The organism is Celeribacter baekdonensis B30 (assembly GCF_000299875.1).
Taxonomy (GTDB): domain Bacteria; phylum Pseudomonadota; class Alphaproteobacteria; order Rhodobacterales; family Rhodobacteraceae; genus Celeribacter; species Celeribacter baekdonensis_A.
The window spans coordinates 19,921-39,393 of sequence record NZ_AMRK01000019.1 but is presented as its reverse complement, the minus strand read 5'-3'; the positions used below and the strand labels follow the sequence as shown (position 1 = coordinate 39,393).

The following is a 19,473-nucleotide window of genomic DNA, read 5'->3' as shown; positions in this document are numbered from 1 at the left end:
CATCAGATTCTCCTCTCTCCACCTAGTCCGACACTCTAGCAGCGGGTTGGTGGGAAGGCTGTTCATCCCATTAGCTCAGGTCATCGCGCCTGCGATCAAAAGTACTATCATTATTACCAAATAATAGCACACCACAAAGCTGCCGTTCCATTTCAGCCCAACCTCATGAGCGGGCTTGCCAGTCAAGGCCACGGCGATCGCCAATGGTGATGCAAATGGAGAAATGAGCATGGTACCAGACCAGCCACACATGACAGCTATCATCAATATCAGATCGGGCACATCAATTCCTGATGAGATTATTGCACCGGTACAAACCAACGCACTTACCATCGGCGATAAACCAAGTTGGCCAGCCGCTGTCATAAGAAGAATAACAATGCATCCCACTGCGCCAGGACTAATTGAAACACTCTCAAACAGCTTTCGAAGATGATCGTCTGGTAGTATTTCAACAACAGTAAAACCAAGAAAGGCACTGGCCCCAATCAGGCAAATTTCACTGGTGGAATCCGGGAGCGCTTTGAAACCTTCGCGGGCGAGGGATGTCAGGCTATTAGAGAAGGGTTGCCTTTCAGTTAGTAGCACCCAAAGGACCGCTACTAAGGGAATAACAATTAGAATTGCCGCACGTAATGGAATTCCGATCAGCGCCTCCGAAACAGCCGATAACCCCGTGATAGAGAGAACTAATCCGAGAAGCGCGACCATCGCCAAACCAGCGCCTTCATGAGTCGGTGGCACAAATGTAGGGTGAACCGTGTTTTCCAGGCGATCAAAGATCCAACCTAGGACGAAGAATATCACAGTTAGACCGAGACCATATGGCAAATAGGAAATGTAATCGATGCTCGGCATCATTGGGATGAGCATGTTGATCGCGAGGCCCATAGGCGACCAAAGAATCGTCGCTCCGAATCCGCGGAGTACTGCATTTGTAATTCTCTGGCCCTGTACTTCTCCAATATCGTGCGTTGGCGCGAGACGGTTACGCTGCGCCAACGCAATCGTTAACAGAAGCTGGATACCACCAAGGTTCAGCAAGATGCCAAAGATATGACTTCCGCTTGCCAAAAGCGCAAACCTCCGTGAAGGTGACTGGGTGACCAGGAAGTGCGCAGCGGTGCTAACGATTTTCGAACGTGTCGCAGCCACCCGCAGAATCGCCATGACGGTCAGCAGCGCTGGAAGGTAGAGCGCGCGGCTCGCAGCAAGGGCAAGGCTTTCCACCTCGCCCCCGGCAAGAATCAATAACAACCCAGATAGGATGGCGAGTAGGAACATAATTTTGGAGTTCGATCGCACGGAATGCCAGCACAATAGAATGTGAGACACGATCAACACCATCGCAGCTCCTGCAAACAAGTGATTTTCACTTAACAAATCTGCGAGAGTGAAAACGGTTCCACCGAGCAGCAGAATGGATGAGGCTCTAGATAGCCATCTTTGGCGAGCAACCATTTGCATTGTTTTCACGTACCTCACAACAACAATTCGGAGGAAAATCTCCACCCTAGAATGTTAGCCGAATGAATTTGGCACTCCTCCAGAGCATTCACACGCTGAAAACGAAATTTGCGATTCTATAACTGATACTGACTGCCCCCACAAAAGATCGGCATCTTGCGCGGAAGCGGTAGCCCATCAATTACAGCGCTAGCCCGCAAACTGTGCCATCTATAATATGAGATTTCTGCGGTACATCTGAGCAAATCTAAATGTATGTGATGAATCGGTTTAGGGCGCCTTAAGGAGTGGATAGTACGGCAGCAAGTGTTTCATCTGGTTCGGTCAGCATTGCCAGATGACTACCTTTGACTTTAATTACATTCGCCTTGCGCGTAAGCGCCAAAGGCAGAAAACGAGTCATAGGCGAAACTATTCCCCATTTGGTGCAAAGTATATAAGACTGCGAAACTAGACCGATGTCAGGCGAAACACTAACTGGCTCAAAAAACGTACGCCAAGGCTGCAAGCACGTCCGCGGCTCTACAAATTCAAGTACTGTTGGATCGTTAACGCCGAAAGCCTTCATAGAAATGGGAGGAATTTTTTGGTCTGCGCCTCGTGCCGTATCGTACAATTCCCGCTTATCGATATCTATCATATCTACCAGCGACATACCGTTATCAGGCATAAATGCATCGAAAAATATTAGAGATCTAATTTTTTCAGGGATTCTGGAGTGCACCCCGGAGATAACCATACCTCCGTAGCTCCACCCCAATAGATCAACATTGTCTAGCCCTTCCATTTGAATGTGCGAAACTACATCCTCAATATGAAGGGTCAGATCGGCAGAATTGGAATTAGTATGACAGCGCTCACCTAGACCGGTTAGTGTTGGGGTAGTGACGATACACCCCTGCATACGCAGTCGCTCAGCCAGATCGCGCCAAACCCAGCCACCAAACCAGGCTCCCGGCACCAAAACAAAGGTACGTTTAGGCATAATTCCTCCTTTGGTATTCCAAATTCCTCGAAAACGGCTAAGGCATCGTTCGAGTCGATCATCTTTCAACTTTTCATTGCCGAAGGTCGTACGCCGCTACCTAGCAAAGTTAGGCAACGGCAGGATGCCTGAATTTTTGCGAAGTAACCTAAGCTGCTACTCAACATCGACTTCGGATTTTGTATGGAGCCCACAAAGTAATGTGGGCTCCATACTCCGGCTAACCTGTTAATCTCCGAATTTTCATTCACTTCACTGCTCTGCGAGATTAAGTGCGACTTAGGCGGAAGAAGACTAAGTTGAGAAAGGCGAAGTCTATCCCGCCAACGGTCAGTAAAGCATTCGCAAAAGCACCAATGTAATTGAGGGGAACATTACCAATATCGCAGTCCTAATCAAATCGGACAAAATGAAAGGCACGACACCTCTAAACGTAGCAGAAAGAGGCGTTTCCTTTGCCATAGAATTGATAACGAAAAGGTTCATACCGACCGGTGGTGTAATTAACCCCACCTCCACTACGATAAGAACAATGATCCCAAACCAGAGTGCAAACTCCTCAGCTCCCAGCCCATAATCAAGCGCAGAGACTATGGGGAAAAAAATTGGGATCGTAAGTAAAATCATAGACAGAGAATCCATGACGCACCCCAAAACTAAGTAGACCAACAGAATCAAGACCAAGACTGCCCACGGGTTCAGCCCTAGCTCTACTACCCAATTCGCAAGTTCGACAGGAACTTGGCTCAAAGCTAAAAAGCCATTGTAGATACTTGCACCAAAAACGATGAAGAAAATCATGGCTGTTGCGGATGCTGTTGACAGCAGACACGACACAAGTGTCTTCCAAGTTAGCCCGCCATTGATCAAAGCCAGAAGACCAGTTCCTGCGGCACCAACGGCAGCTCCCTCGGTCGGTGTAAACCAACCGGAGTAGATTCCTCCTACTACTGCAAGAAAAATCACTACTACCGGCCAAACCTCAATCAGCGATCGAAATCTTTCTGAATAGGGAGCTCTCTCCCTCGATCCGGCAGTTTCGGGGAATAGTCTAACATAGATTGAAATTGCGATCATATATCCTAAAGCAGCGAGGAGCCCAGGAATAAACGCCACAACAAATAGCTTTGCAATATTCTGTTCCGTCAGAATGGCATAGATAACAAGAACAAACGACGGAGGAATCAAAATCCCAAGCGTCCCGCCGGCGGCCAGAGTGCCTGTAGCCAATTGTCCAGAATACCCGTGCCGGCGCAGTTCCGGTAGAGCGACCTGGCTCATTGTAGCAGCCGTGGCCAAGGAAGAACCACAAATCGAACCGAAACCAGCGCAAGCGCCAATAGCGGCCATAGCAACGCCGCCTCTTTTGTGCCCTACCCATTTTTCGGCTGAGTTAAACAGCGCCTGCGACATTCCGCCCAAAGTTGCAAACTGGCCCATAAGCAAGAACAACGGCACGATAGACAGCGAATAGCTTGAAAATGTTGAGTAAGTCTCATTTTTCATTTTCGACAAGATGGGCAACCAACTGTCAGTGACTAGATACGAGCCGAGCACTCCGGCAACCAACATCGACAGACCGATGGGAATGCGGAGAAAGATTAGGACAAGAAGGGCAGGAAACGACCAAATTCCTATTTCAAGAACACTCAATGGACCGCTCCCGAGCCAGAAATGATGTTGGTCTTGGTTGAAGCCTCTACGGCTCTTGCGAATACAAGATATGCCGCAACGACACACGCGAGAACCAAAACAATGAAACAAGCCAAGTAGGGCCACCAAACAGGCATCTCGAGGATAAAAGTTGTATCGCCATATTCGAATTTATTTGCCATTCCGTCCCACAGTTTCCAAGTCATCACAGCCAGCGCCATCGCCATCAGCGCTTCAGAAATCAGATTGATCCAACGATTTACATCAATGGGAAGCATATTCGTAAAAAGATCGACGGTCGCATGTCCTCGCTGCATTTGGCACCAAGGAAGAAACGCACATACAGCTATTGCTACACCAGCCTCAACCAATTCAAAGTCACCTTTGATTGGACCTAGGCCTAGGCCAATCATTGCCCGACCCGCAATAGACGCACATGTCAAAATGGTGATGCCAATCAATACAAGACCACCAAATATTGCCGCAGCTTTTGATAGCTGCTCAAAGAACCTATATGTCGCCAATTCTGGCCCTCCCAACAGGAATTTTATTTTTAGCGCCGCGCTCAATGCATGGAACCGTTTCATTCATCGCTTCAAGGGCCAGGCACTTCGACGCACCTGACCCCTAGATATTTTTTTCGCGCTTTATTTTTGCTCAGCAGAATACTTCGCTATGAGCTTTTCTGCCTCTTCAATCAAAGCGGAGCCGTCAAAACCACGCTCGTCCATGTCAGCAGCCCATTTGTCGTAGACAGGTTGCGCAGCATCTCTCCAGATCTTTGACTGTTCTTCATCCAGAACTACGATACTGTTCCCCATCTCTCGAGCAATTTCGCGGCTTGGTGACGCGTAGGCTTCTTGAGTAACTCCAGCCCAGGCAGAGAATTCAAAGCCCGAATTGTCGTCGATCACTTTCTTCAAATCGTCAGGAAGACCATCATAGGTTGCATTATTCATGGCGAACACAAACGTGGCAGTGTAGAGAGCGTTTCCTGTGAACTCCGTGTGATTGTGTACAAGTTCTGGAACTTTCAAACTTAGAACTACCTCCCAAGGTAGAGTCGCTGCATCAATCACGCCCTTCGACAAAGATTCAGGAACGGCCGGAACTGGCATTCCTACCGGCGTTGCGCCCAGTTCTTCGAGAAGCATGTTGACCGTGCGAGACGCACCGCGAATCTTCATCCCCCTCAGATCTTCCAAGTTCACGATGGGCTTGGACGAATGAAAGGATCCCGGTCCATGAGTCCAAACGCCCAGGACATGCATATCCTTAAACTCTTCGTCCTTCATTTCGTTTTCGAACATCTCGTAGAAGGCGCGAGATCCAACTTCGGCGTTCGGGAGAATGAAGGGTAGTTCAAAAACTTCGGTGCGCGGGAAACGACCAGGGGTATAGCCGATTACAGTCCAAATGATATCAACTGCGCCGTCTGTGACTTGCTCGATCAATTCAGGAGGCCTGCCTCCGAGTTGCATTGAAGGATACCGTTCAATTTTGATGCGGCCGCCGGAATCGCGCTCCACATTGTCGGCCCATACGTCCAAGACATTCTTGGGCACGTGAGCCTGGGCAGGCAAAAACTGATGTAGTTTCAGAGTAAACTCTTGTGCCGTCGCGACGGTGCCGACTGTCAACGTCCCAACTACTCCCACAAAAGCTGCAAATACAGCTTTCTTTAGCGAAATCTTCCTCATGCGTCCTCCACGGTTTTTTCGCACCAAGCACCCAGTCCTTTATTTGGGCAACTTTAGTCCCCTCCGTACGTTCGATAAGCGAACGACGTTCTATTAGCGAACCATATTGACTGGAGCCGCGCTTGTCAACGCTCCGCGTGGGGCAAGAGCGAGCCTTAATGAAGACCTGGTTCAAGTGTGGTTGCATTGCCCTGGGTTCTAACAGTCGTCGATATTCACTCATGCTTCTGTCCGGCACTGGATCTGAGTGAGGTGGTCCCTGAAAACCGGACACACTGCTAAGCTTGCCGCCAACGATGACGAGGAAGAACAGCGTGGCTGACAAACGAAAGCCGAGTTTAAGGCGAAGGTGGCGCTCGAGGCCATCCGTGGCGAGCTGACGGTCGCCGAGCTGGTGGCAAAGCATGGCGTGCATCAGACCTTGATCGACACCTGGAAGCGGCAGGCGCTCGAGGGCATGTCCGGGATTTTCTCGGGCAAAGCCGAGGCGAAGGCCGCCGAGAAGGACGGCGAGATCGAGAAGTTGCACGCCAAAATCGGCCAGCTCGTTGTGGAACGGGATTTTTTAGCGAAAGCCTCCGGGCGGTGAGCATGGCCCGGAGGCGAGAGATGATCGATCCGTGGCACCTCGTGCTGTCGATCACCCGGCAATGCGCTCTGGTCAGGATCAGCCGGTCGGCATGGTATGGCCCGGGCAGGACGGAGACGCCGCTGAACCTGGCGCTGATGAAGTTGATCGATGCCCAGTTCATGGAGACGCCGTTCTATGGCAGCCGTCAGATGGCAAGGCACCTGCGTAAGCAGGGCTATTGCGTCGGACGCAAGCGCGTCCGGCGGCTGATGGCGCGGATGGGCCTGCGGGCCGTCTACCAGAAGCCAAAGACGACGGTGCCGCATCCGGAGCACCGCAAGTATCCGTATCTGCTCAGGGACCTGGTGATCACACGCCCCAACCACGTCTGGTGTGCCGATATAACTTAAATCCCGATGCGGCGCGGCTTTCTCTATCTGGTCGCGATCATGGACTGGGGCACGCGCAGGGTTCTGTCCTGGCGGTTGTCGAACACGATGGATACCGAGTTCTGCATCGAGGCGCTGGAGGATGCGCTCAGGCTGCATGGCAGGCCCGAGATCTTCAACACGGACCAGGGCAGCCAGTTCACCAGTCCGCGCTTCACGCAGATCCTGCACGACGCGACGGTGAAAGTCTCCATGGACGGCCGAGGTCGTTGGATGGACAACGTCATGATCGAACGGCTATGGCGGTCATTGAAGTACGAATGCGTCTATCTGAACGCATTCGAAACCGGGTCGGCAGCCCGGACAGGCATCGGCAAGTGGATCGACTTCTACAACACCGAGCGCCCGCATTCCGCGCTCGGCGGCAGAACACCGGTCGAGGCCCATCAGGGCCCTGACCTCCAGGCGGCGGCATGATCAACAGGCAAGCTTAGCAGCGCCGCAAAACTGTCCGGGAAATAGGGACCATCTCACCCCCCACTGGTTCAAGAGCCTTGCAGATGCAGGTAAAATGCTGGAGAATTGGCGTAGACACTAAAGCGACGACAGACTGCATTGCGAAATCGGATGCAACGCCCCGAACTTATTGCACTTTCCCGACGGCGCAACCAGCCCATCATCGCGAACAAACCCCGAAAACTCCAGCCTCGGGTGGTCCAGAGTTGGCGTGCAGAGCAACGGCTACATTGCTCTTGGCATGCCCTTCACTGGAGTCATATGATAAGTCCTTACGGGGAAGAGTAACCTCGGCGATCAACCAATTGGTGCAATCGAACTGTGCCTATGAACAAAAATAGAGATCAGCATCAACCGGTAATCAATGGGTTTCTTACTTTAGCCCCGCATTCGGAATAGTGGTTTGATCACACCAAAACAGCAGGTAAACAATTTCCAATGACAGATGGCGCAAACTTTAAGAAGCCTGCACCTTCGAAAGCTCGCGCCCCAGAAGGCATGGCAGGCTTGGCCAAAGGCTTAACAATTATCGAGGCTTTCGGGTCGAATCACGAGCACCTCACAGTCGCCAGTGCAGCAGAGTTGGCGGGTCTGTCACGGGCGAGCGCTAGGCGCTGCCTGCTCACACTTGCTGATGCTGGATACCTCTTTCGACAGGGGTCCAAATATAGACCAACTCCAAGAATGCTTCGCCTCGGCGCAGCCTACTATGAGTCAGCCTCATTGCCCCAATTGGCGGAGGCACATCTTGAGGCTGCTCGGGACGAATTGAACGAATCAATTTCGCTAGCAATTTTCGAGGAAGGTTACGCGGTATTTGTCGCTCGTGCTGAAGCTGAAAGAATAGTTTCCAGCCTCGCCAAATTAGGTGGACGTCTGCCAGCATACGCTTCCGCCACAGGGCGCGTCCTCTTAGCGGCACAGTCAAATGAAATTCTAACCAAATACTTGAACAAAAATAAGCTCCAAAAGCTTACGCCAGTAACAATAACTAATAAAGATCAGCTTTCCGAGAGAATCAAAAAGGTCAAGAACGTTGGCTTCGAAATCACCGTCAATGAACTTGAAGAGGGAATGGTCTCTATGGCTGTACCAGTTCTAGACAACCAAGGAAACGTAGTCGCAGCTATGAGCATGAGCGCCTCCAGCGCGAGGATCAGCACGCAAAAGTTACAGGAAGAGTACCTACCAACTCTGCAAATGCACGCCAGTAGACTTTCTCAGTCACTCTAACAGGAAACTAAGCAACTCTTTACAAGAACCGAGATGCCCCTAGTTTTCTATACACCTGCTTAGTTCAGGTCTGCTGCTTGATGTCGAAATCAATGGGCGGCAGTATTCCGTTGCTCGTGTGCGGTCGTTTTAGTTCATGAAATACTTGATGTTGTCTAACATGTAACGACTTGCTTCATCGCGTGTTTGATATACTCGTCGCCTGATCCGCTCTCGTCTCAAAGATTGGAAAAAACTCTCGACCACTATGTTGTAATAGCTGTTTCCAGGTCGGCTCATGCGCGGGTCTAGGCGGCGCTGGTACAAGAACGTCTGTCACTTCCGGCTTGTGAATTGCGGGCCTTGCTCCGAGCCTACCGAGGCTTCACCGTTTGGCTTACACCGCTATACGGCCATCAATAGAGCCTGCAGAGCCAGTTCAGTGTTCTTTCACACACAACAGGCGTCCCAGCGAACCACACGGCGTGAGAACAGGTCATTGACGACGCACATGTACAGCAAGCCTTCATAAGTCATGATCTAGGTAATATCGGTAACCCAAAGCTAATCGGGTTGAGGTGCGTACCGCCACCCAAACGTCGCGAGGTCTCAATTCCCGAATACCCGCACTGTAATCTGATGCATCGCATCCCGCTTAAACTTGTGCTGAAACTTTTGGTCCCAATGTCGCCTACCTTGCCTTAAAATTTGGCTGCGAAGCCTCTAGTAATCTAAAGGCTCCTCAATTCGTCCTTTCAAATCGTGAACCTTTTCAGGCAATACACCTTAACAACTCTTACTAATGTTCCTAAATTACGGGAACACCTGTGCCTGTCATAGACGAAATAGGGTATTTTCGCTCTACGCTCGCTCTGTCGGAACGTCTCGCGATCCAGGCAGATAGAACTCCGTAATCCCCCGCCTCCCCTCGACCCGCCCGAGCTGGACGATTACATCGATGGACTTCCGGATATATTCCCGCACCTCGGCAAAGGTCAGCGGCGTCCCAGCCTGCAGCACCATGATCGCCAACCGGTCGATGGCGAGCTCTGCGGTTTCCGCGTGGATGGTGGAAACCGATCCGCCATGGCCCGTGTTGATCGCTTCGAGATAGGTCAGGGCCTCGGCGCCGCGCAGCTCGCCAACGATGATGCGGTCGGGGCGCATGCGGAGGGAGGCTTGAAGGAGGGCGTTGGCGCTGCGTTGCGACCCGGCACCGCGGTCGGCCAGGAGGGCGACGGTGTTGGGTTGGCCGGGGAAGAGCTCGAAGGCGTCCTCGATGGTGATCAGCCGCTCGTGCTCGCTCACATGGGTCAGGAGGTGCCGAGCAAAGGTTGTCTTGCCGGTCGAGGTGCCGCCGCTGATCAGGACGTTGAGCCGTGCCTCGACCAGGGTCTGTAGGGCAGCCTCGAGGTTCTCTTCGGCAAGACTGGCAATGTTCTTCATCTTCTCGGCGCGGAGCGCGTCGAGCGAGACGGCTTTGCCGAAGAGATAGGTGGGCGCGTAGTCCCGGACGTTGCCCGCGGCGAAGAGACGGATGGTGATCGAGGCCCCGCGATCGATGGCGGGCGGCACGGCGACCTGGACCCGGAGGGGCCGGCCTGCATATTCCACCTTGCCGGACACGAGCGGGTTCTTTTCAGAGACGCGGGCCTTGGCGTCGCCGACGATGGTCTGGGCCATGTTGAGGGCTGTGGTGCGATCCACGGTCTGACCTTCGTGGCGCATGGTGGCGTCGCCTGCGACCTCGAGCCAGACCTTGCCGTCCGGATTGATAGCGATTTCGACAACGTCGTCGCGCTTCAGGAGGTCGCGGAACGGGTCGAGATAGCGTTCGAGGTATGAGGCTGGTGATGCCTGCTCCATCAGTAAATCACCACATCCCGGTCCACGAGCACGGTGACCGAGGCCCCCTGATCGACATAGATCGTCGGTGCGATCGAAACCTGGTCGGCAATGACCGATCCGACGGCATCCTGAAGGTCGCTGCCGACATCGCCAAGGACGATGCTTGTGGTTTCGTTGTTAGCACTCTCCGCCGCCACGGCCGGTGCCGCCCCGATCACGGAAATCAGCGCCGCACCGCCGAAGCGCTCGGCGAACTTGGTGTCGACGAGGCCAGTAAGCCCCGAGCGACCGAGTTGATCTCCGCCCACGGCGGCGATTTCCATCGAGGTGCCGTCCGGTGTCAGGACACGGGTCCAAAGGATCAGGATGCGCTTCTGGTGCATCTCGATCCCGGAGCGGTATTGGCCAAAAAGGCGGGAGCCCCGGGGGATCAGGATCCGGTCCCCGGAAAACGCCGGGACCGGCTCGGAGACGACCGCGACCACGGAGCCAGGCAGATCGCTATTGATGGCGGTCTGAAGCGCGGCCTGGATGACGGACCCTTGGGTCAGGGTGCGCTCAGGATGGGTGAGACGCGCGGCCTCCTGCACTTCGAGCGGCCGCGCACTTTGCAGGAACTGCTCATTGCCCGAGCGGACCGGCCCGCCAGTGCCAGCGGCAGCAGGATCGGCAACCGCCGCGCCACTTTGGCCACCTCGTGGACCATCGGCGTAGACCACGGCAGGGGATTTGATCTGCGCGGTCAGAAGCTCCTCGGCAACCCGCTCGGCCTCGCGCAGGCGCTGCTCCTCTTCCTGACGGCGGCGTTCTTCGAGAAGGCGCTGATCGGCGATCAGCCCCTCGCGGTCGAGCTCGGCCTCGAGCCCCTCGCGCTGCGCGCGTTCGGCATCGAGCATGGCCTGCAAACCTTCGATGCGAGTCTCGGTCTGACGCTGCAGGTTGGCAAGCTCGGCCTCTTTCTCCACAATAAGTGCTTCAAGCGCCGCCTTCTGTTCGTCGAAGGCCTCGCGCAGGTCCGCAACGGCGGACTGGATTTCCGAGTTGCGCGCAGCCTGGCTGGCGGCGAGGGCCTCGCGCAGCTTGGCAATCTCGGCCAGCACCGCGGCGCTCGGTTCCGGGGCAGGGGCCGCAGGCACATCAAGCGCTTCCTCGACGGCGATCAGCGCCTCATTGACCCGTTGCTCGGTTTCGTCAGGCGGAAACTCCAGCCGCCCGCCGGTGCCGGGGCGGCGGTCCTGAAAGGTCTCGACATCGGAGGTCTCAAGCGCGCTGTCGCCTTCCTGCAGACCAGTGGCCAGGAAATACGCCACCCCGGCTCCGCCGAGGGCAAGAGCAGCGGCGAGCGCGCCGACCCCGAGGCTGTTGCCGCGGCGTTTGGATTTGCCGCGCTGGCTGAACTGGTCAAGGCGGTCCTGAAGATCGGGAGGAGTTTGATCGGCCATGGTCAGTTGCTCACGTAGATCGCGCTCTCGTCGCGCCAGGCACAAATTGCCTCGCCGCCGATGCGCAGTGTCCAGTAGGTGTTCACCCCGAGCACCCGGACCGTGTTTCCCTGTTGGGTCCAGTTCACCGTGCGCTCGCGGCCCTGGTCATCTGCCTTGAAGAGGGCGGGCTGGCGGCCATTCTCCGGGAAGACAAAATACGTGTAGCGCCCGTCGTCGTAGATATGGCTGGGGCGGAAATCCCCCTCGCCCGAGACGCGGTAGTTATAGTTGCGCGGTGCCTCGAAGCCTTTGGGCTGGGTTGCACCCGCCGCGCGGCGTTCCTCGTCGGGGTAGCGGAAGCGCACCTCGAAGAACATGCCGGTGCGGTTCGGAATCGAGCCCTCGCGCAGATGGAAGGAATAGGTGCGGCGGTTTGTGATGACCGTCATGTTGGTGGAGGCATTGGCCACATGCGGTTTGATGGTCAGCACATTGCCAAGCTCGGGGATTGGATCGACCTGGAAGCTTTCGGTGTCGCCGACAATCACTGCTTCAAACCGCTCGCCCGCCCCGAAATGGATCGTGGTCGAATGCCGAAGATCGGTCTCGATCCGGTAGACTTGGTTTTCATTGTAGACAGCAGTGCGGATGCGGATATCGAGCGGACCGCCTTGCGGCGTGGCCTCGGCGAATGCTGCAACGGGCATGGCAAGCGCCAGGAGGAGCGCGGGCAGGGATTTCATCTTGGTCAGTTCTCCAAGGTCTCGGCGTCGACGCGGTAGGAGGTCACCACGAAGCCCAAGGGGTTGGCCCAGACATCCTGAAGGCGCTGGCGGGTTTCGGGTTGGAAGTCATAGCCGACAGTGGCGACATAGGACCGGGTGACGGTGCGGGTGTCGCGGGGACGGCGCAGCGTGCGGGTAAAGCGGACCTGGGCCACGCCGCGCTCGATCTGGTTGACCGACTTGATCACCACCTCGATCTTGGCGTCGCGTCCATAGACGGTGATCGGGTAGTCCTCGTTGGTGGAGGACCAGAGATCGCGCAATGTGCGAGCGGCGTCGCCATCCGAGCGGTCGAGCACCGAGTTGATGCGTTGCTCGCCATCGGTCAGGTCATAGGTCTCTCGATCGTCGACATAGGCCACGAGATTGGCCTGGATAATGGCGTCGCTCTCGGAAAGGGTCAGCGCCTGGACGGCGGCGACCCGATCCATCTCGCCGGTTTCCTTGTCCACAACGACCACGAAGGTCTCGGTCGTTTTGAGGGGAAAAAGGCTCGCGCCCGCGACCATGCCGGCCACGCCGGCCAAAACGCCGGCCGCCGCGACGAACCAGGCAAAGCGTTCGCGCCGTCTTGGCCCGTAGATGAAATCCGCCTCGAAAGCATCGCGATCGGGCGCGGGGGAACTGGTCACAAGCTTCTTCAAGTCAATCGTCTTTCACATCAGGGTTTGCGGAAGGCCTTGGCGGCGGAGAGAAGCGCGCCGGGGCTTTGCCGGATCATCTCGCCGGTCTTCACCACACCCGCGTTCGCCATCTGGTTCAGCTCATGGGGAGACTTGCCGGTGACGAGGCGCGAGGTTGCGCCCGTGCCGTACTGGCGTGTGTTTACAAAGCCCTGACGTGCAAGCCCGGTCAGGCCCACGGCATTGGACGCAATGCCCACGACGCCTGTGAGGTTGGAGGCGATGTAGGGGACCGAGGCCATGATCCCGGCGCTGAGGATCAGGATCACGAGGAAGGGCAGGATGAGGCTGACGGTTTCGACGTCACCGGGATCGGCGGAGGCGTCCCCGATGGCCTCGGCGATCGCCACGATGATGCCCGCGGCCCCGGCGGCCGCGACCGGCATGAGCGCATAGCCGATGGTGGCGCGGGTCCAGGCCTCGAAGAGGGACTGGGTCGGCTTGAAGAGCGAGGTCACGATCATGAAGGGGGCGATGACGATCATCAGCGCGAAGACGATGCGGGCGAAGGCGATGATCCCGGCGGTGACGGCGGCAAAGACGGCTGAAAGGACGAAGAAGATTGCGCCCAAGACTGCGCCGAAGACCCAGCCCGCGCGGTCGCCGATCGTATCGCCATAGGCGGTGATGCGGGCAACCATGTTGTCGAGGCTTTCATAGACCCCGGCCTCGTCGCCCGAGCCGGTGAGCGCCAGGATCGAGGCACCGACGGAGTCCGGAACCCGCGTGACGATGTCATAGATGACGCTGAAATTGTCCCAGCTTTGCGCGAATATCCCCACCAGTGCCACCTTCATCCCGAAGGCAAAGCCGGTGCCGAAGGGCAGGGGGCGGAGTTGCATGACCGCATTGATCCCGAGGAGCACGACAAGGAGTGCGGCCCCGGCGGAGATCACGTCGCCGACGGCACCCGCCGAGGAGACAAAGCCGTCCTGCGCCACGGTATCCACCGCGGCGTCGACCTGGCTCAGGATGTCGCGAATAACGCCCATCTACTCGGCACAGGCCTCCACGACTTGCGCCTCGAGCGCATCGGCCTGAGCGTAGAGATCGAGTACCTTGAAAGGCAGGCGCGGATTGTCCGAGGTCTGGAACCGGGGCAGGGCGTCAAGCGCCTGATCCCAGGTGAACTGATCCAGCAGGCAGGTGCAGGTTTCCGAGGCGAGGGCTTCTTCAGCAACAAGGATGCGCAGGATCGCGCGGTAGCCGTTGCGCAGATAGGCGGTCTCGGCCAGATCGGCGGGCGGTTTTGGAATGCGGCAATTGTCCTCTGCTTCCCGCGCGATGGCCATCGAGCTGAAGGGTGTGTCACCGGATGGCTGCGTGGTCGGGGTTTGGGCCAACGCAACACTGGGTGTGGCACTCACGACAAGTGCTGCGAGACCAAGAGACCGGATTGGCGCCAACCTGCGGGTCATGGACATTCTCATGGATCCACCGCCATCGAGCGGAACTTGCGCTCATCCGCGAAGGTTGCGGCATCGACGACGCCGAGCTGGCCGGCGCTCACGCCTTGCGCTGCTTCCAGCCGCCAGATCTGGGTTAGAATGATGCCGAGCTCGGCGGTGACACGAGTGTTCAGATCGACGGCGGCTTTCAGCCCGTCCTGATCGTCGATGAGCCCGACCATTGTCTCGAGCCGTTCGAGGCTGTGGCCTGCCTCTTCATGGCTTTCTTGCGCTGCGACCGACAGCATGGCACTGGCCCCGGCTGAGGTGGCGATGCGGTTGTCGGCGGGCTGGTCGGAGCCTGAGAGCGTGCTCAGGCGCTCCGAGGTGAAGCCACTGCCCGACAGCACCCGTTCGACCGAGGCCGACAGTTCCGCGCCGGGATTGAAGCCGCTCAGGAAATCGCCGCTCGCCAGCGATTGCGCGGTATTGAGCGGGGCCACCAGTTTGCCACGCAGCGCGCGGAATTCTTCGACCGTGGCGAAGAGTTCTCCGAGCCCACTGCTTTCAATGAGCGAGGTCAGTTGCGCCTCGAGGTTCGTCAGCTGCGACAGCTGGGTTTCCAGTTCCAGCCGCATGGTCGCGAGCTGCTGCATCTGGACATTCAGGTCCTCGGCCATGTGCTCGAGCTGGGCCACGAACTGCTGCAATGCCGAGCCGTCAAAGGTTGGGACGCCTTGGGCAGCAGCGGGCGAAGCGAGCCCGAGTGTTGTGACCGCCGCGGCGGTCAGGAGAAGGTGTCTCATTCGGGAACTCCCATCTGCATGAAGTCGCGCTCGGCCAGCCGGTCGGCCACGAGGTGCTGCGCATAGGCCGCCTCGCGCTGCTGGTTGGCGGCCATCAGCCGGACGCGGAGGTTGAGGATGCGGCCGATCTCGGCCTTGGCGTAGGTGTTGAGTTCCCAAGCCGCCTTGGCATTGGGCTGCGCATCGATCTGCAAGATGATCGCGCGCAACCGGTTGATGACCTGTTCGGTGGTGGCGGAGCTGTCGGCGGCGTAATAGACGCCGGCCTCGGAGATGCTGGCATATTCGGCGAGCGCAAAGTCTGAAGGTGAGAGCGTGCCAAGCACATCGGCACCGCCCACCACGGCGAGATACTCGTTGTAGAACTTCGAGATATTGCGCACGTAGCCTTGCGTTTCGGCAAAGGGTGGCACGCCGCCATATTCGATGACCCGGCCCGGGCCTGCGTTATAGGCTGCAAGCGCGTGCGGGATATTGCCGAACCGATTGAGCTGGGTGGTGATATAACGTGCGCCGCCGCGCAGGTTGTCTTTCACGTCATAGCGGTCGACTCCAAGATCGGAGGCGGTGCCGGGCATGAGCTGGGTCAAGCCATAGGCCCCGACCGGGCTTTCGGCGGCGACGTTGAAGCGGCTTTCCTGTTTGATCAGGGCCTGGAAGAGGCAGCGCCACTGGGTGGCCGAGAGCCCGGCACGGGCCACACCGGGGGCGCCTGCGAATTCGCCCGCGACCTCGACGATCATCATCTCGACGGTCTCACGGCCTTCGCCGAAGAGGCGGCTGTTCATCGGGCTCGGATCGGTGTTCGGATAGACCGCCGCCACCCCGAAATCCGCATTGCCCTCGAGCGCGCGGATATCGAAACCGGGACCGGTGATCGCTGCCGTCATCTCTTCGAGAACGCGCAACTGGTCGGCCTGGACATCGGCGAGCGTGGACTCGGTCCGATCCTTGTCCTGCTGGACGCCCAGATCTTCGACCAGCGCCGTCACCCGCGCGATGGCGCGACCGATCGCGGAATTGTCCTGTGTCGGCACTCCCTGGGCATGTGCGGGCAGGGCGCCGAGGCCAAGGCAAAGCCCGGCGGATATGATCGCGGCGCGGCTCATTCCGGACGGGGCAGGGGCTCGAAGGTGCAGTCGGGTTTGGCCGTCTCCTGAGCCGGTGCGCCCATGGTCGAGAAGGAAAGCGCGGACCGCGTCACCTGCGGCTCGCCATTGCGTCCGAAGCAGGGCGAGGTTTTCTCGGTGTATTTCTCGCAAGCCGACAGCAGGCTTGCGGCGGCGCAAAGCACGAGGAGAGGTTTCAAACTCATATCACATGTCTCCAGAAATCGGGATTGGCGCGCCAATCGGCGGGCACACGCGCCTCGCCTGTGGCGCCGCCGCCAAGGATGGGAAGGAGGTTGCCCAAGGCGGAGAGGTCGGCGTCGACGAAGACGCTGTCGCCCGCCGAGCGGACAAGGGCGATGCGCTGGCCAATGGTGGGCTGGACGAGGAGCGCGGCCTCCTTGGCGTTCACGCGCAGGAAATCGTAATCGGAGACAGCAGCACGATCGTTCGGGAAGAGGATCTGCGTCGGCACCGTCTCGACGATGGTTTTGCCGACGCGGCTGTCGCGCAGTTGGCTCGGATATTGCGTCATCATGATCACGACGCAGTTCATCTTGCGAAGCGTAACCAGCCAGTTTTCCAGCCGCGCCCCGAAATAGGTATCGTCCAAGAGCTTCCAGGCCTCGTCGAGCACGATGATGGTGGGGCGGCGATCCTCGACCACGCGTTCGATCTGGCGGAAGATGTAGGAGAGCACCGCCATGCGCTCGGAGGTCATGTCGAGGATCTCGGTCATATCAAACCCAACGATGTCGCCCGTGAGCTTGAGGCCTGCGCCGCGCTCGGGCTCGTCAAAGACCCAGCCATAGCGCCCACCTGGCGCCCATTCGGCGACGCGGGATTGCAACTCGCCGTCGTCATCGAGCGACTTGAACAGGGTCTCGAAACTGACAAAGCGCTGCAAGGTCGCGCCCGCATCGGCGTTCTGGCCGACGGCGCTCTGGATATGGCGAGATTGCTCGCCCGAGAGGGTTCCATTGCGTGTGAGAAGGGTCGCGAGCCAGTCCGAGAGCCAGGCTCGGCCGCGCTCGTCGGTCTCCGTAGCGAGTGGGTTGAGCCCCGTGGGCACCCCGGCACGGATTTCGTTGTAGCGTCCACCAAGGGCGCGGACGGCCATCTCAAGCCCGCGATCCTTATCGAAGAAAAAGAGCCGCGCGCCGACCCGCTGCGCTTGTGCTGCGAGGAAAGCAGTGGTCAGTGTCTTGCCGGTGCCAGTGCGCCCCAGCACAAGGGTATGGCCAACGGTCGGTTCCTTGCCAGGGCTGCCCGCCTCGTGGAAATTGAACCGATAGCCCGAGGTGCCAACCGTCGGCAGGACCGAGATGGTCTGGCCCCAGGGTGACTGGTCCGGCCCACGCCCCTCGACGCTGCCGTGCAGGGCCGCGAAATCCGCGAAGTTGATCGAGGAAATCGGCGTCTTCCGCGCCCGGTAGCCGAAATTGCCGGGCGACTGCGCAAAATACGTGGCTTTCAGCGCCATGTTCTCGCGCACGATCACCGACATGATCTCCTGGCCAACGCGTTTGATCTGGGCGGCGGCGCGTTCGAGCGTATCGCGGTCCGGGGCGTAGACCGCGATGGAGAGGTGATGGTCGCCAAAGGCGATGCGGCCCGCTTCCTGGTCGTCGGCTGCTTGCCCGAGCTGTTCGCGCAAGGAGACGGCCGCATCGTCGGAGGCGTGCATCTGGCGGATGATGCGCTGGATGCGTTCGGCCATGATGTTGTTCGGGATCGGGCTGAAGGAGTTCGTCAGCACGATGTCGAGCGGCAGGTCGAGCGCGTCGAGCAGCGTGACGTCGGTCAGCGCCGGATAGGACTTCATTGAGAAGAGCGCGCCGTATTTGACCTGACCGGTCACGACGTCGGTCAGGGTGACGACATCGCCATCAAAGGTCGCGCGACAGTTGCTCAGGGTATGCGAGAGGGGCAGGGCGCTCTGCCCGAAGGCGATGGGGGAGAAGCTGCCTGCGTTCAGCGTATTGAGATAGCCCAGCCATTCACCGTCCGACTTCGTGAGCCTGACTGGATTGGCCGAGGCAAGCGCCACCTCGAAGAAGCCCATGACCTCGGTCAGCTCCTGCAGGCGTGTCGCGCGATCCTTGACCCAGGCCTTGCGGGCCAGAGCGCGCAGAAGCGGGATGCGCGCGGAGATGTCCGGGCGCCGGATGACGCTGAGATAGAGCTGGCGCTTGGCGGGGCGGAGGTCTTTGACATGGGCCCGCCAGCGCGCGTCGATCGCGGCTGCGAAACTGTCTCCCTCGATGGGGCGCATCCCGAGATCCTGCGGCACGGAGATCCGGTGGATGTAGAAACCGAAGGCGTTGCCGGTCTGGGCGACGATGGCGGCGACCGCGCGCTTCAGCGCATCAAGCCGGGCGTCTTCGCTAGTCATCGGGTTCAGACCATCAAGGCGCAGGGTCGCCAAGAGGTCGCCCTCGCGCAGCACCATCACATCGTCATCCGCGAGCGCGAAATACGGCAAGTGCTCCGCGAGATAGCTCTCCCGCGCGAACTCCGCGCCGCCCGCTTTAAGGAGAACAGTTCCGTGAGTGGAAAGTGTGCCCGCATCAAGCGCCAAAGCTGTCGCCTCCGTGCAGGGCCCGGTTCTTCGTCGGGCGCACTGATCCAAAGGAGACGCGCAGCACTTCGAAGAAATGCGGCTCACGGTCGGCGACGAACCAGAGGATCGGATAGGCGACAAGGCCGATCAGGAAAAACACCATCGACTTGGTCCAGATGAACGGCAGAACGACCCCGGTCGCCAGCACCACCAGGTATCCGACAGGGAGACCCAGATACTTGGGCGGTCGGGCGAGGCCCAGAAAGAGGGGGGATCGTTCTGCCAACTAGATGCTTTCCCGCTTAGCTGAAATGAAGAATCCGTAGGACGTCTCGAGGCAGCGTTTGCAGTGCAAACGCGTTCGAGACGACCGG

17 protein-coding genes and 1 pseudogene are annotated in these 19,473 nt (G+C 57.9%); 2 read left to right on the top strand and 16 right to left on the bottom strand.

Translation table 11 applies throughout. The features are described 5' to 3' along the window. Positions 1 to 75: 75 nt before the first annotated feature. The 5 genes from B30_RS20340 to B30_RS20320 form a co-directional block, all read right to left on the bottom strand. A complete protein-coding gene (locus B30_RS20340; protein WP_040403090.1) occupies positions 76 to 1,467 on the bottom strand; it encodes a hypothetical protein in 1,392 nt (463 codons plus the stop codon). A gap of 280 nt (positions 1,468 to 1,747) precedes the next feature. Continuing rightward, entirely contained in the window at positions 1,748 to 2,452 is a 705-nt protein-coding gene (locus tag B30_RS20335; RefSeq protein ID WP_009574125.1) for an alpha/beta hydrolase, read from the bottom strand. 330 nt (positions 2,453 to 2,782) lie between these two features. Next, complete coding sequence (locus tag B30_RS20330) at positions 2,783 to 4,105, bottom strand: TRAP transporter large permease (protein ID WP_009574124.1); 1,323 nt, start codon at positions 4,103 to 4,105, stop codon at positions 2,783 to 2,785. Continuing rightward, the gene (locus tag B30_RS20325; RefSeq protein WP_009574123.1) at positions 4,102 to 4,692 is read right to left on the bottom strand and encodes a TRAP transporter small permease; all 591 of its coding nucleotides are present in this window, start codon (positions 4,690 to 4,692) and stop codon (positions 4,102 to 4,104) included. Before B30_RS20325 ends, B30_RS20330 begins: the two co-directional genes overlap by 4 nt. A gap of 60 nt (positions 4,693 to 4,752) precedes the next feature. After that, positions 4,753 to 5,805 (bottom strand): TRAP transporter substrate-binding protein, encoded by a 1,053-nt coding sequence (locus B30_RS20320; protein ID WP_009574122.1) that lies wholly within the window; start codon positions 5,803 to 5,805, stop codon positions 4,753 to 4,755. 349 nt (positions 5,806 to 6,154) lie between these two features. Here B30_RS20320 and B30_RS21980 point away from each other — a divergent pair. Together B30_RS21980 and B30_RS20305 are read left to right on the top strand one after the other, a co-directional pair. Then, positions 6,155 to 7,242, top strand: a pseudogene (locus B30_RS21980) (IS3 family transposase). Positions 7,243 to 7,719: 477 nt separating this feature from the next. Beyond that, complete coding sequence (locus tag B30_RS20305; protein ID WP_009574118.1) at positions 7,720 to 8,514, top strand: IclR family transcriptional regulator domain-containing protein; 795 nt, start codon at positions 7,720 to 7,722, stop codon at positions 8,512 to 8,514. A gap of 840 nt (positions 8,515 to 9,354) precedes the next feature. On the opposite strand, the gene virB11 is transcribed toward B30_RS20305, so the two are convergent. From virB11 to B30_RS20250, 11 genes are read right to left on the bottom strand one after another with little or no spacing between them, the layout of a single operon-like run. Next, entirely contained in the window at positions 9,355 to 10,359 is a 1,005-nt protein-coding gene (virB11, locus tag B30_RS20300) for a P-type DNA transfer ATPase VirB11 (protein WP_009574117.1), read from the bottom strand. Beyond that, complete coding sequence (locus B30_RS20295; RefSeq protein WP_009574116.1) at positions 10,359 to 11,783, bottom strand: TrbI/VirB10 family protein; 1,425 nt, start codon at positions 11,781 to 11,783, stop codon at positions 10,359 to 10,361. Before B30_RS20295 ends, virB11 begins: the two co-directional genes overlap by 1 nt. Positions 11,784 to 11,785: 2 nt before the next feature. Beyond that, positions 11,786 to 12,508 (bottom strand): TrbG/VirB9 family P-type conjugative transfer protein, encoded by a 723-nt coding sequence (locus tag B30_RS20290; protein WP_009574115.1) that lies wholly within the window; start codon positions 12,506 to 12,508, stop codon positions 11,786 to 11,788. Positions 12,509 to 12,513: 5 nt separating this feature from the next. Beyond that, positions 12,514 to 13,194: a virB8 family protein gene (locus B30_RS20285; protein ID WP_009574114.1), complete on the bottom strand. Its 681-nt coding sequence runs from the start codon at positions 13,192 to 13,194 to the stop codon at positions 12,514 to 12,516. 17 nt (positions 13,195 to 13,211) lie between these two features. After that, positions 13,212 to 14,225, bottom strand: a complete 1,014-nt coding sequence (locus B30_RS20280) for a type IV secretion system protein (protein WP_009574113.1) — start codon at positions 14,223 to 14,225, stop codon at positions 13,212 to 13,214. Next, positions 14,226 to 14,651, bottom strand: a complete 426-nt coding sequence (locus B30_RS20275; RefSeq protein ID WP_009574112.1) for a hypothetical protein — start codon at positions 14,649 to 14,651, stop codon at positions 14,226 to 14,228. It abuts the gene before it with no gap. 8 nt (positions 14,652 to 14,659) lie between these two features. Then, the gene (locus tag B30_RS20270; RefSeq protein WP_009574111.1) at positions 14,660 to 15,427 is read right to left on the bottom strand and encodes a type IV secretion system protein; all 768 of its coding nucleotides are present in this window, start codon (positions 15,425 to 15,427) and stop codon (positions 14,660 to 14,662) included. Beyond that, positions 15,424 to 16,536 (bottom strand): lytic transglycosylase domain-containing protein, encoded by a 1,113-nt coding sequence (locus tag B30_RS20265; RefSeq protein ID WP_009574110.1) that lies wholly within the window; start codon positions 16,534 to 16,536, stop codon positions 15,424 to 15,426. Before B30_RS20265 ends, B30_RS20270 begins: the two co-directional genes overlap by 4 nt. Next, a complete protein-coding gene (locus B30_RS20260) occupies positions 16,533 to 16,742 on the bottom strand; it encodes a hypothetical protein (RefSeq protein WP_009574109.1) in 210 nt (69 codons plus the stop codon). Before B30_RS20260 ends, B30_RS20265 begins: the two co-directional genes overlap by 4 nt. Further along, a complete protein-coding gene (locus B30_RS20255; RefSeq protein ID WP_009574108.1) occupies positions 16,739 to 19,117 on the bottom strand; it encodes a type IV secretion system protein B4 in 2,379 nt (792 codons plus the stop codon). Before B30_RS20255 ends, B30_RS20260 begins: the two co-directional genes overlap by 4 nt. After that, positions 19,107 to 19,385: a type IV secretion system protein VirB3 gene (locus B30_RS20250; RefSeq protein WP_009574107.1), complete on the bottom strand. Its 279-nt coding sequence runs from the start codon at positions 19,383 to 19,385 to the stop codon at positions 19,107 to 19,109. The genes B30_RS20255 and B30_RS20250 overlap by 11 nt, the downstream gene beginning before the upstream one ends. Positions 19,386 to 19,473 lie beyond the last annotated feature (88 nt).